The following is a 12,709-nucleotide window of genomic DNA, read 5'->3' on the forward strand; positions in this document are numbered from 1 at the left end:
GCCGGAATCGTTTCGGTTGGATTGTAGGCCTTATCTACTAGAATTATAATGTTTAATAACGAGAGTCTTATGGGAGAGGAAAGTGAGCATGCTTCGCAGGGGAAGGTTTACGATTCGGGCCAAGATCGTCACGGGATACATAGTCGTACTCCTATGCTTGGGGGCGGCGCTGTTCCTGCTGAGCAGTCGGATCACTTCGATGGAACGGGCCATCGATTTCGTCACGGAGCACGATATCGAGGTTCACGAGCTGTCGAGTCAATTGGAAAAGCACGCGTTGGATATGGAGACGGGAATGCGGGGGTACGTCATTACGGGGGAAGACCGTTACCTGGTCCCCTATACGAACGCGAAGTCGGGTTGGTCCTCGGACTACGAGAAGCTATACGGGCTTATCGCCGATAATCCGGGCCAACTTCAGCGGTTGGAGACCATCCGGTCGAATATCGAGGAATGGATCGAGACGGCCGGAGAGCAGGCGATCGCCTACAAGCGGGAAGGTCGGACGGAGAGCCTAGACGCATTCTTCCGGGAGGATACCGGCAAAAAGATCATGGATCGGCTGAGAAGCCAGCTGGAGGAGTTCCGGAACGTAGAAAGGGAGCTAACCGCTCAGCGGGTCGACAGCCTGGATAAACAGAACGAGGACCTCCAGCTTACCCTGTCCATCATCTTCTTGCTGATCGTCGCGTTATCCGTCGCCGCCGCCGCGACCATATCCGGCTCGATCGTGCGGACGATCCAGGCGGTCATCGGCGCCATCTCCGATATCGCCGCGTCGGAGGGCGTGCAATCGGGCAAGCGGATCGAGGTCCATTCCCGGGACGAGATGAGCGACCTGGGCGAGGCGACCAACCGGCTGCTTGAGAGCCAAGAAGGCGAAAATTGGCTGCAGAGCGGCATTGCCGAAGTCGCCGTCTCGTATCAAGGACAGTCGCAGGTCGATCAGGTCGCCCGGACCTTCATCGCCAAGCTGGCCGAGCTGCTGGGGGCCTCTTACGGGGTGTTCTATCTCCGCTCCGGGGACGTGCTGACGAAGCTCGCTTCCTATGCGGCGTCCAAAGGCGACCCGGGAGCCGAGAGCTTCCGCCTGGGAGAAGGGTTGGTCGGCCAGTGCGCCCTCGAGAATAGAATCCATGCGATCGACGAGGTGCCGGGCGGTCATGTCAAGATCGCGACCGGGCTGGGAGAGTCGCCGCCGCGAAGCATCCTGATCATCCCGGTCCATCACGAAGGCAGGGTCGAGGGGGTCATCGAGCTGGCTTCCCTGGATGCCTTCACGTCCTTGCACCTGAAGCTGGCCGAGCAAATCCGCGGTACGCTGGGCATGGCCATCGGCAGCGTGCTGGCGCAGATGGAAGTAAAGCGGCTGCTGGAGGAATCCCAGACGATGGCGGAGGAGCTCCAGGCGCAGACGGAGGAGCTTCAGCAGCAAGCGGAAGAGCTGAAGGCGCAGTCCGAAGAGCTGACCGCCCAGCAGGACGAGCTGAGAGCGGCCAACGACGCGCTCAAGAAGTCCGAGGACGACTTGAAGCGGCAGCAGGAGGAGCTGGAGGACAGCAATCTCGAGCTCACCAAGCGGTCCGAGCTGATCGTGGAGCATGCGCGCCGCTTGGAAGAGATCAACGAGCGGATCGAACAGCAGAACAGTCTGCTCGAACGGCAGGCTTCCGACCTCCAGACCGCTTCCAAGTACAAATCGGAGTTTCTTGCCAATATGTCCCACGAGCTGCGGACGCCGCTGAACAGCCTGTTGATCCTGTCGCAGCTGCTCGCGGAGAACAAGGAAGGCAATCTGTTCCCGAAGCAGGTCGAGTTCGCCCACACGATTCATTCCTCCGGCAGCGATCTGCTTCGGTTGATCGACGAGATACTGGACCTGTCCAAGGTGGAGGCCGGCAAGATGAAGATCGAGATGCAGCCGCTCGTCTGGGAGGAGATCCTGGACAGCCTGCGCCGCGGCTTCCAGCCGCTCGCTCAGCGCAAGAACGTCGAATTCCTGCTTAACCTGGAGGAATCGCTGACGGATCGGCTGCTCCTGACGGATACTCACCGGCTGCAGCAGGTTCTTAAGAACCTGCTCTCCAACGCGTTCAAGTTCACCGCCCGGGGCAAAGTCGAGCTCCGAATCTATCCAACCGCTCATGGGGAGATCGCCGACGCCGTCGCTTTCGAGGTATCGGACACCGGAATCGGCATCCCGGAGGACAAGAAAGCGATTATCTTCGAGGCGTTCCAGCAGGCGGACGGATCGACGAGCCGCAAGTACGGCGGAACCGGCCTGGGGCTCACGATCAGCCGGGAGCTGGCCGGCTTGCTCGGCGGACGAATCGAAGTCGAGAGCCGGGAAGGAGAGGGCAGCACCTTCACGTTCCTGCTCCCGGCTTCGCGGCCGGACGCGGAAGCTCCGACCGAAGGGGAGGTTGCCGCGGCGGAATCGCCCCTTGCCGCTTCCGCGCCGCAAGCGGCGTCCGACGTTCTGGCTCCGAGCGTCGAATGGACGAGTCCGGAGCTGGTCGCGGATGCCGACGTGCCGGACGATCGCCATGCGCTTGAGCCGGGAGATAAAGTGCTGCTGATCATCGAGGACGACGCGAGCTTCGCGAATATCATGCTGGATCTGGCCCGTTCGCGGAAATTCAAAGGACTGGTCGCCCTTCAGGGGGACAAGGGCCTTGCGCTTGCGAAGGCCTACAAGCCGGACGCCATCATTCTCGACATTCAATTGCCGGTCATCGACGGCTGGTCCATCCTAGAGCGCCTGAAGCAGCACCCGGAACTGCGCCATATCCCCGTGCACGTCATTTCGGTCGTGGACGAGCCGCAGCAAGGGCTGACGAGAGGCGCCATGGCCTACTTGAGAAAGCCGGCCGACAAGGAGAGCATGGAGAACGCCCTGTCCCGCATCGAAGCGTTCCTGGACCGCAGCCTGAAGCGGCTGCTCATCGTCGAGGACGACGTCGCCCTCCGGAACAGCATGGTGGAGCTGATCGGGCATGACGACGTGATCATTACGGCCGTGTCCACCGGAGAAGAAGCGCTCCGGGAGCTGGAGACGGAGCGGTTCGATTGCATGGTCATGGACCTGGGCTTGGCGGACATCTCCGGCTTCGAGCTGCTCGACCGCATAAGGAAGAACGCGCAGCTGAGACAGCTTCCGATCATCATCTACACGGGCAAAGAGCTGGACATGAGGGAAGAGATCGAGCTTAAGAAATACGCGGAGAGCATCATCATCAAGAACGTCAAATCGCAGGAGCGCCTGTTCGATGAGACGGCCCTGTTCCTGCACCGGGTGGAGGCCAACCTTCCGGAGGACCGGCGCAACATCCTCAAGAAGCTGTATAACAACGAGACGGCGTTCGAAGGGAAGCGGCTGCTGCTCGTGGAAGACGATATCCGCAATATTTTCGCGCTTACGAACGTGTTGAAGTCGCATCACCTGAACGTCTCGTTCGCCGAGAACGGGAGAGAGGCGCTCGAGCTGCTCGAGAAAGACCCGGCCTTCGACTTGATCCTGATGGACATCATGATGCCGGAGATGGACGGGTACGAGACCATGAGGGCGATAAGGCGGATGCCGCAGTTCGACAAGCTCCCGATTATCGCCTTGACGGCGAAGGCCATGAAGGAAGACCGCCAGCGCTGCATCGAGGCCGGGGCGTCCGATTACATCAGCAAGCCGATCGATATCGACAAGCTGCTGTCCCTGCTCAAGGTATGGCTGTACACGTAGAAGGAGGAGGAGGGCTTATCCCAGCGAACTGGAACGGCGACCCGGAGCCGTCGGGAACGGCGGCCGCGGAGGGCCGCGAGAAGCTTGAAATCGAATTGCTCCTGGAAGCCATTTATCGCGCGTACGGATATGACTTCCGCAACTACGCCTACGATTCGATCCGAAGAAGAATCCGGCACGGGATGCAGACGCTGGGCGAGAGCTCGGTGTCCGCGCTGATCCCCCGGATCCTGCACGAGCCGGAGCAGATGCGGCGCCTTCTGCAATCCCTCGTCATCAACGTCACGGAGATGTTCCGCGATCCTTCCATGTTCAAGGCGTTTCGCGAGAAGGTGGTGCCGTTTCTCCATACGTATCCGCATATTCGGATTTGGCACGCGGGCTGCTCCACCGGCGAGGAAGTGCTGTCGATGGCGATTCTGCTGGAGGAAGAGGGACTTTACGACAAGGCCCGCATCTACGCCACGGACATCGACGAGAGAGCGCTGGAGAAGGCGAGGGCGGGCATCTACCCCCTGCGGAACATGAAGCTTTATACTCAGAATTATATCCGCGCCGGAGGAACCCGGGAATTCTCGGACTACTATACGGCCGATCGAGACGCGGTGAAGTTCCACTCGTCGCTTCAACGGAACGTCATGTACGCCCGGCATAATCTGGCCACCGACCAATCCTTCAACGAATTCAACGTCATCCTGTGCCGGAACGTGCTCATCTACTTCGACCGCAAGCTGCAGAACCGGGCCCGTCGGCTTTTCCACGAGAGCTTGGCCATGTTCGGCGTGCTGGCCCTGGGCAGCCGGGAGACGATTCGCCACAACGATTATTCGGAATGTTACGAAGCGATAGACGATGGCGAGAAGCTGTACCGGAGAATGAGATAGGAGCCTAAATCAGAGAGAAAAGAGGACGGAGGACCATTGGAACGCGATTATCCGGTTAATATTCTCGCGGTGGACGACCGCCCCGAGAACCTATTGGCGATCGAAGCCGTTCTGGAGGGAGAGCCCTACCGGCTCGTTCGCGCCCATTCCGGGCCCGAAGCGCTGAAGTGCCTGCTCCGCGAGGAGATCGCCGTCATTCTTCTGGACGTTCAGATGCCCGGAATGGACGGCTTCGAGACCGCCGGCCACATACAGGCCTACGATCGTTCGAAGCATATTCCCATTATTTTCATTACCGCCACCAGCAAGGAAGCGAAGCATTTCTCGGCGGGTTATTCGGCGGGCGCCATCGATTACATGGTCAAGCCTTTCGTTCCCCATATTCTGAAGTCGAAGATTCGGGCTTTCGTTCGTTTGTACGATATGCAGAAAAGGCTGCGGCAGCAAACCGAGCAGCTGGAGAGGATCAACGGTCATCTGACGCGCGCGACGCAGGAGTTGACCAAGGCGGAGGCCCAGGCCCGAGTGGTCATGGAGACCTCGCTGGATGCCGTGCTCGTGTTCGATTCCGCAGGCCTCATTCTGAGAGCCAACCCGGCCACGGAGAAGATGTTCGGCTATTCCCCGGGCGAGCTCCCGGGTCGTCCGCTGGAGCTGCTGCTTCCCGGTCTGACGCGGGGAAGTCTCTCGGACCTGGAAGGCAAGGTTCGGGAAGTCGAGCCCAAGAGGAGGGACGGCACGGGATTCCCGGCCGAAATCCAGGTGGGTCGTTCCCCGAACGATCCTTCTCTCCTGGCCTGCTCCATCCGGGACATCACCGAGCGGAAGCAGGCGGAGGCGAAGCTGCTCGAGGCCAAGGAGATCGCCGAACGGGCTTCGACCGCCAAGTCGGAATTCCTCTCCTTCATGAGCCATGAGATCCGCAATCCGCTTAACGGAGTGATCGGCATGCTGGACCTGCTGCTCGATTCCGGACTGAAGCCGGAACAGCGCGAGCTGGCCGAGATGGTCTTGCAAAGCGGGAATGCCATGGCCCGGATCATGAACGACGTGCTCGATTATTCCAAGCTGGAATCCGGACGCATGGAGATGGAAGACGAGCCTTTCCTGCTGAAGGTCTGTCTCGAGCAGGTTAGGGACATCTTCGCCGCCCAGCTGCGGGCCAAGCGGCTGGAATACGTCGTCGTCATGGATCCGGAGCTTCCCGGCATCGTCCGGGGCGACATGTCGCGGCTGCAGCAGGTTCTTCTGAACCTGGTCGGCAACTCGGTTAAGTTCACGAGCGAAGGCGGCATCTACATATTCGTTGCATTGGCGGCGTCCGACGAAGATTCGATCACGGCCGAATTCACGGTGAAGGATACCGGAATCGGCATTCCGGAGGGCAAGGGCGACCTGCTCTTTCACCCGTTCACCCAAGCGGAGGCGTCGACCAACCGGAAGTACGGCGGTTCCGGCCTCGGGCTCGCCATCTCCAAAACGCTGGTCGAGCTGATGGGCGGAACCATAAGGATCGAGCCCTCGCAGGAGCCGGGCGCCACCTTCGTGTTCACCGTCCGCTTCCGCCGCTGCGAGGAGCCCGCCGACGAGCTTCTCCTTATCGAGCAAGCCATGGAATCGTCGGAGGCCGCGGCCTCGGAGCCGGAGCAGGGCAAACGGATCCTGATGGTCGAAGACCAGCGGTTGAACCGGAAGCTTCTGGAGCACATGCTGAGGCGCCTGGGGCACGATGTCGAGATCGCCGCGAACGGAGAGGAGGCGTTGCGGGCGCTTGAGGCCGGCGATCGGTACGACGCGGTGCTCGCGGACATCCATATGCCGGTGCTGAACGGGCTGGAGATGGGACATAGGTGGCAAGAGCTGAGGCGAACCCTTCCGGCCGAGGAAGCACCCGCGCTGATCGCGGTATCCGCCGATCCGAGGGACGACCTGGAGCAGGTCTGCTTGGAGGCGGGCTTCAGCGAGCTGCTCCGGAAGCCGATCCGGATGGAGAGCTTAAAGCAGGTCATCTCTCGTCATGTGATGGCGGGAAAACGGTCGGGATAGGGGAGGCCGGGGAACTTCCGGTTTGTCAGCCCCACCGCCTGCCTGTAAAATGAAGGTATTCTTTGCTCCATGGGACAGGAGGCCGAACCATTGAATCCGTTATTCGATATTCGAGAGCAAGCGAACGCCGTCGCCGGCCAGATCGCGAAGGCGGTCGTCGGCAAGGCGGACGTCGTCGAGCTGCTTCTGATCGCGCTGCTGGCGAACGGGCACGTCATTCTGGAGGACGTTCCCGGCACGGGCAAGACGCTGCTCGCCAAGTCGCTGGCGCGGACTCTCCGCTGCGAGTTCAAGCGGGTGCAATTCACCGCCGACCTGCTGCCTTCCGACATTACGGGCATTCATTACTACAATCAGCAAGCGGGCAAGTTCGAGCTGAGGCAGGGTCCCGCGTTCACGAACATTCTGCTGGCGGACGAGCTGAACCGCGCGACGCCCCGCACCCAATCCAGCCTGCTGGAGTGCATGGAGGAGCGGCAAGTCACGATTGACGGGGACACGTATCCGCTGGATTCGCCTTTCCTGGTTATCGCCACTCAGAACCCGATCGAGAACCATGGGACGTTCCCGCTGCCGGAGGCGCAGCTGGACCGCTTCATGATGAAGGTGTCGATGGGCTATCCGGCGCTGGAAGAAGAGATCGAGATTCTGCGGCGCTTCTCCGCCGGCGATCCGCTTCCCGGCTTGACGCCGGTTCTGGACCGGGAGCAGCTCGCCCGCCTGAAGAGCCTCGTTCCGGAGGTAAAGTTCAGCGACGATCTGCTTCGTTATCTGCTCGCGATCGTCGCCGCGACCCGGCAGCATTCCGAGATTGGAAGCGGTGTCAGTCCGCGGGGCAGCCTCCAACTGGTGAAGGCCGCGCAAGCCCGCGCCTTGCTGCGGGGGCGGGACTTCGTGCTGCCGGACGATATCAAGGCGTTGGCCGTTCCGATATTCGCCCATCGCATCCAGCTGAAGGACATGCTGATGAACGAGCGCGGACGTCCGGAGAGCCTCATCGGGACGATCGTCGATGCCGTTCCCGTTCCGACCGAGCCGGCGCTGGAACGGAGCTGAGGCGGAATGGCGGTTGTATGGCTGCTTACGGTGTTCGCGGGAATCTATCTTCTGCAACGGATGGCGTTCCGGCTGTGGGGCGCCAAAGGAGTCCGTTATGAGCGTTTCTTCAGCGAGGCTTACGCGTTCGCCGGACAGCGCGTCGTGCTGAACGAGCGTCTGGCCAACGCCAAGCTCCTTCCGCTCCCGTGGTTTCGAGTGGAGACGGTGATGCCCGCCATGCTGCGATTCCATAACGAGAACGCGGAGATGGCGGTCAGCTCGGGAGCGCTGCTCCAGAATCACGCCAGCCTTTTCAGCTTGTCTCCTTTTACGAGAGTGCTGCGCAAGCATGAGGTGACGTGCGTCCGCCGAGGAGTTTACCGGCTGTCCAGCCTGACCTGCACGATCGGCGACGCGCTGGGGGGCAGCGCGAAGACGTTCGGCATGACCGCCGAGTGCGAGCTGACCGTGCTTCCGAGGCTTAAGGAAGCGGGGCAGCTGCCCGTCTCCGTCCGCAAGTTCATGCAGAGCGTGCTGAGCATGCACGACGCGTTCCGCGAGGATCACGAGCACGTGGCCGGCGTGCGCGACTATCGCAGCGGCGACCCGCTCAAGCAAGTGAACTGGAGCGCGACGGCCAAGGCGGGGCGAATGCTCGTGAACAAGCGGGAGAGCATGACGGACAACGATCTGATCGTCGTCCTGAACGCGGAGCTGATGGACTCGGCCGCGAACCGGCGGGTGATGCCGGAGGTCTTCGAGGAAGCCGTCAGCTATGCGGCCTCCGTTCTGCATTCGCTGATCCATAACGGCGGCAAGGCCGGCCTGATCTTCAACGGCAGGGTCGTCGGCCGCGAGGAGACGCCGCTTCGGGTCGAGCCGCGTGCCGGCCGGGAGCATCTGTTCAAGCTGCTCCATCTGATGGCCGTGTTCGAAGCGGAAGTACGCCGCGAGCTGAGCTACGTTCTGGAGGAGCTGGCGGCTTCCGGATTGCGGAACGCCAACCTGCTGCTCGTGACGGCGTTCCTGACACCCAAGCAGCGGCAGCTCGTCGATCGTCTGCGGCACGCCGGCAATCGGGTCGAGACGCTCCTTCTGTACCGGGAGGCGGTCGTATGAAGGGGCAAGCGATATCCTCGGCTCTGCTGCGCGCGATCGGCCAATGGCTGGCTTGCTTTCCCGCGACGCTGGCCCTCGCGTCGTATGCGGAATTCGATCGAACCTGGGCCTGGATGGCCGCCGTTCTCGTCGCCGCGCTGTTCGGGACGGGACTGTCGGCCGCCAAATCCGTTAAGCCGTGGCTGTTCTACCTGCTGCTGTTGCTGCTGCTGACAGCCGCCGTTGCCGGCGCCATCGGAGCTTTGGGCGTTCACGGAGCGCTGCCCGCACTATATGGCGGGGCTGTCGCCTGGTTCGGTTGGAGGAGATTCCCTCCGCTCGCGATTCCCTTTACGGGAATCGCGACGAACGGCGTTTGCCTGATCGCGGCGATCTGGGATGCCGATCTGGAGCCGTACCGGACGCTGTTCATCGTCTCCGGAGCCGCGTGGTTCGTGCTGGCCGCGTACATCGGCCATGCCGGCTTGCTCGATTCCGCCGGCCTGCACGACGGCATCGTCACCCGGCTTGTCCTGCGGTCCAGCCGTCGCTATCTGACGATCCTGGTCGGTGTGGTTCTGATCGTCTACCTGCTGACAAGCGACTTCCACCTATGGCGGACGATCGCGCGATGGGTGAGAGAGCTCATGCCGAAGGGATCGTCCTCGCCGCCGGAGCCGAGCGTCATGCCGGAACCCGCCCCAGCCCTGCCGCCGATGCTTGGCGAGCCATCCCCTCGCCCCGAATGGGCGAAGTGGCTGGACTACGCATTCTACGCTCTGGCCGCCGCCGCGATCCTTGCCTTGCTCTGGCTGCTCGTCAGGCGCTTGTCCAAGGATCGGGAATGGCTCCAAGAGCTTGCGGCGAAGGCGCGCAGGCTGCTCGCCAGGCTGCTGCGGCGTCGCGACCCTCCGCCGTCTCCGGCTTACGTGGACGAGAAGGAGAGCATGCTGGACATCGGCAAGACGATTCGTCGGGCGCAGACGCGCTGGCTGCGCAGAAGCGAGAACAAGCCGATCCGCCGGGCGGAGTGGGAGCGGCTTGGGGCCGCGGAGAAGGTGCGGCGCCTTTATCGGGATGCCGTGCTTCAAGCGATCGAAGCCGGTTATAAGCCGAAGCCTTCGGCTACGCCGAACGAGACGCTGGATTCGGTGGAGCGATGGTACGAGTCGCGCTCGAAGGAGCGGGATGCCGCCCTCGCTGGCTGGCTGAGGCAGACGAGAGCGCTGCTCGGCGATCTGTACGGCGGCGCCAGATACGGTTCCGCGGAAGCGTCGGCGGCGGAACTGGAACGGCTGGCGGCCGAGTATCCTTGGTAAATTGCAGAGCGAAGTGACCGCGGGAACGCCGATGGAATGTCCATCGGCGTTCCTCGCTGTTGAGAAAGTCATGCGGCGACTTTTATGCCCGGTAACCGCTAACGGACACTGGCGACTCTTAAACGCTGATTTATCGCCCTTTGGAAATATAGCGGACATACAGTCCATTAGCGTACGGAAATGGCCTTGCAACGGCGTTGTTACCGTTCTAAGGGTTTTCTATGTCCGTATCATTTTAAAAAGGTCATTTCGATGTTTTTAACGGACTGTATGTCCGTAAGAATCGCGGTTAACCCGTTTGAAGGCGCGGCGATTCCTTTTTTCCGGCTTCGTGCTTCCTCTTCTTGCCTCATGCGTATGAACCTTACCTGCAGTTTTCCTCGATTATGACGTCGTCATTATTTATTGTCACAGTCGAATAACCCGAAGCGTACTCGGTATAGGAACATATGGTTCGTTGTCTGCTTTCGCCGCGGGAATCTATAAATTTCATATAGATTCCGCCTTCGCCGGCAATGACGAGCTTTGGCTTGATTGTTTGATCCTGGCCGGTTTTTATTGCTTTCGAATAAGTATGTTTAGAGCCGCTTTCCATGGTTTTTCCGGATGAATCGCTTGTCATGATGCCCGTCTCGACGGAAACGATGTCGTAATCGGACTGATTGTCGATGGTTAAGGTGTAGCTTTGAAACTGCCGAAATAATTCGCTTTTCCACAAAGACGAAATGGCAAGGATCAACAGTATGGCAACTAAAAGCACTGCGTTTGCAAGAATGGATCTTTTAGCCCTAACGCTCATTGTATTCCTCACCTCCGTCCGTATGGTCGACATCCTTTACTATTTGGACGTCTAAATGGAATAATTGGTTCCGTCCTTGCGATACCGTTTCTTTCGGGGGCGATCGTATCCGGGAACTTCGCGTGGGGATGTTCGGAAAAGCCGCCGACATGCAGGAGACGGTTTATAAGCCGGGAGGCGGACACGGCTTTAAGTTTCACGATCCCGACGGCAACCGGCTTGGCGTCAGGGGAGGCTGGCCGAAGGAAGAGACGAATTGAAGGCAGGCGAATTAACGAGCAAAGGCCATCCCGGGGAGAATGGCCTTCACTTTATTTATGGGAATCTCGTCCGGTTGGCGATTCATCGCTGTAATTCGCTTCGGCCGACCGCTTCCCGCTGGCGATCTACCGGATCGTGAAGAGTCAGCGTCCGGGCGTTGCGGTAGAAGCGGTCCGGATGTTCGACGGGCCGAAGCTGGCCTCGACGACGAGATTGCTCCCCTTCAGCTCGTTCCGTTTCGATCTGGCTGGACAAGAAGGAGAGCTGCTTGATGTTCGAAGCCCGGATCTCCTTGCCGATGACGTCCGTGGCGACGTTGTTGGAGTACGCGAACAAGAGGCCGATCGGTATGAAAAGCAGGACGATGAGCCCCAAGTATTTGGCGAACAGGCTGATCTGCCAAGGTTGTCTAGTCGTCTTCATGTGAACCGTTCCCCCCGAGGATATCCCTAACAAAACCCTATCGATCCTAACAATGTCTTATAGTTGGACGGCACGCTTGGTTGCTACTATAGCTAAACAAGGGTTTGCTCCCATTATAACGGTTACCGATATCGAGATAGGAGAGAGCTATGGAAGCAAATACATCCAATATCAAGTTGAAGTCGGAGCGCCGGCTCGGCCGAAGCGGCTACAAGCAGCCATGGATTCTCCACTTCATGGTACTGCCGGCCGTCGTGCTCGCGTTTATTTTCTCTTACGTCCCGATGGCGGGCATCGTGATGGCGTTCCAGGATTATAAAGCCCGGCTCGGCTTCATCCATTCCCCATGGGTCGGCTTCAAGCACTTCGAATACATGTTCTCCAACGATTATTTCGTGAAGATTATCGGGAACACGCTCATTTTTGCCAGCTCGAAAATCGTTCTGAACCTCATCATCCCGTTCGCGTTCGCGCTGCTGCTCAACGAGGTCCGCAACATGGGGCTGAAGCGCTCCATCCAGACGCTGGTATACCTGCCGCACTTCCTGTCCTGGGTCACGCTGTCCGGCATCCTGATCGACGTTCTCGGCCAGACCGGCATCGTTAACCAGTTCCTGACGAACGTCTTCGGCATTCAGCCGATCTTCTTCCTGGGCGACGGAACATGGTTTAGGCTCACGATCGTTTTCAGCGACGTCTGGAAGGAATTCGGCTTCAACACGATCGTTTTCCTAGCGGCGCTGTCGGGCATCAGCCCCGCCCTGTACGAGGCGGCGGAGGTGGACGGAGCTTCCCGCTGGAGGCAGACGATGAGCATCACGATCCCTTCGCTGCTGCCGATGCTGATCGTGGTCGCGACGCTGGCGATGGGCAACGTCCTGAACGCCAACTTCGACCAAGTGTTCAACCTGTACAGCCCGATGATCTACCAGCAAGGCGATATCATCGATACGTTCGTCTACCGCGAGGGCTTGCTAAGCGGGCAATTCAGCTTCGCTACGGCGGTCGGCCTGTTCAAGTCGGTGATCAGCCTGATCCTGATCGTCATCTCGTACCGGATCGCCTACAGGTTCGCCGGCTACCGGATCTTCTAGAAAGGGGGATG

General features: G+C 60.0%; 10 protein-coding genes. 8 read left to right on the forward strand and 2 right to left on the reverse strand.

Translation table 11 applies throughout. The features are described from left to right. Nucleotides 1–88 precede the first annotated feature (88 nt). From H7B67_RS09205 to H7B67_RS09230, 6 genes are all read left to right on the forward strand, one after another. On the forward strand, nt 89–3,736 hold the full coding sequence (locus tag H7B67_RS09205) for a response regulator (protein WP_209649151.1): 3,648 nt from the start codon (nt 89–91) through the stop codon (nt 3,734–3,736). Next, a complete protein-coding gene (locus H7B67_RS09210) occupies nt 3,721–4,620 on the forward strand; it encodes a CheR family methyltransferase (protein WP_185119511.1) in 900 nt (299 codons plus the stop codon). The genes H7B67_RS09205 and H7B67_RS09210 overlap by 16 nt, the downstream gene beginning before the upstream one ends. Nucleotides 4,621–4,656: 36 nt before the next feature. After that, a complete protein-coding gene (locus H7B67_RS09215) occupies nt 4,657–6,666 on the forward strand; it encodes a response regulator (protein ID WP_185119512.1) in 2,010 nt (669 codons plus the stop codon). A gap of 90 nt (nt 6,667–6,756) precedes the next feature. Next, the gene (locus H7B67_RS09220) at nt 6,757–7,722 is read left to right on the forward strand and encodes an AAA family ATPase (protein ID WP_245363173.1); all 966 of its coding nucleotides are present in this window, start codon (nt 6,757–6,759) and stop codon (nt 7,720–7,722) included. A gap of 6 nt (nt 7,723–7,728) precedes the next feature. Then, on the forward strand, nt 7,729–8,823 hold the full coding sequence (locus H7B67_RS09225; protein ID WP_185119514.1) for a DUF58 domain-containing protein: 1,095 nt from the start codon (nt 7,729–7,731) through the stop codon (nt 8,821–8,823). After that, a complete protein-coding gene (locus H7B67_RS09230; RefSeq protein ID WP_185119515.1) occupies nt 8,820–10,121 on the forward strand; it encodes a hypothetical protein in 1,302 nt (433 codons plus the stop codon). The genes H7B67_RS09225 and H7B67_RS09230 overlap by 4 nt, the downstream gene beginning before the upstream one ends. Before the next feature lie 364 nt (nt 10,122–10,485). Here the strand turns inward: H7B67_RS09230 and H7B67_RS09235 are convergent, their stop codons facing one another. Then, a complete protein-coding gene (locus tag H7B67_RS09235; RefSeq protein WP_185119516.1) occupies nt 10,486–10,920 on the reverse strand; it encodes a hypothetical protein in 435 nt (144 codons plus the stop codon). A 128-nt stretch (nt 10,921–11,048) separates the two neighbouring features. On the opposite strand from H7B67_RS09235, the gene H7B67_RS31080 reads away from it, so the two are divergent. Continuing rightward, on the forward strand, nt 11,049–11,180 hold the full coding sequence (locus H7B67_RS31080) for a hypothetical protein (RefSeq protein ID WP_281067793.1): 132 nt from the start codon (nt 11,049–11,051) through the stop codon (nt 11,178–11,180). A gap of 82 nt (nt 11,181–11,262) precedes the next feature. Here H7B67_RS31080 and H7B67_RS09240 read toward each other — a convergent pair whose 3' ends face one another. Then, nucleotides 11,263–11,604, reverse strand: a complete 342-nt coding sequence (locus H7B67_RS09240) for a hypothetical protein (protein WP_185119517.1) — start codon at nt 11,602–11,604, stop codon at nt 11,263–11,265. A gap of 149 nt (nt 11,605–11,753) precedes the next feature. Here H7B67_RS09240 and H7B67_RS09245 point away from each other — a divergent pair, with 149 nt between their 5' ends. Beyond that, nucleotides 11,754–12,698: an ABC transporter permease gene (locus H7B67_RS09245; RefSeq protein WP_185119518.1), complete on the forward strand. Its 945-nt coding sequence runs from the start codon at nt 11,754–11,756 to the stop codon at nt 12,696–12,698. Nucleotides 12,699–12,709 lie beyond the last annotated feature (11 nt).

Source organism: Cohnella thailandensis, assembly GCF_014212135.1.
Taxonomy (GTDB): Bacteria; Bacillota; Bacilli; order Paenibacillales; family Paenibacillaceae; genus Cohnella; species Cohnella thailandensis.

Excerpts from the sequence above, each read along its gene's own strand:
- H7B67_RS09245 (WP_185119518.1), top strand. The coding sequence starts at position 11,754 with ATGGAAGCAAATACATCCAATATCAAGTTGAAGTCGGAGCGCCGGCTC.
- H7B67_RS09240 (WP_185119517.1), bottom strand. The coding sequence starts at position 11,604 with ATGAAGACGACTAGACAACCTTGGCAGATCAGCCTGTTCGCCAAATAC.
- H7B67_RS09205 (WP_209649151.1), top strand. The coding sequence starts at position 89 with ATGCTTCGCAGGGGAAGGTTTACGATTCGGGCCAAGATCGTCACGGGA.
- H7B67_RS09210 (WP_185119511.1), top strand. The coding sequence starts at position 3,721 with ATGGCTGTACACGTAGAAGGAGGAGGAGGGCTTATCCCAGCGAACTGG.
- H7B67_RS31080 (WP_281067793.1), top strand. The coding sequence starts at position 11,049 with ATGTTCGGAAAAGCCGCCGACATGCAGGAGACGGTTTATAAGCCGGGA.
- H7B67_RS09225 (WP_185119514.1), top strand. The coding sequence starts at position 7,729 with ATGGCGGTTGTATGGCTGCTTACGGTGTTCGCGGGAATCTATCTTCTG.
- H7B67_RS09230 (WP_185119515.1), top strand. The coding sequence starts at position 8,820 with ATGAAGGGGCAAGCGATATCCTCGGCTCTGCTGCGCGCGATCGGCCAA.
- H7B67_RS09235 (WP_185119516.1), bottom strand. The coding sequence starts at position 10,920 with ATGAGCGTTAGGGCTAAAAGATCCATTCTTGCAAACGCAGTGCTTTTA.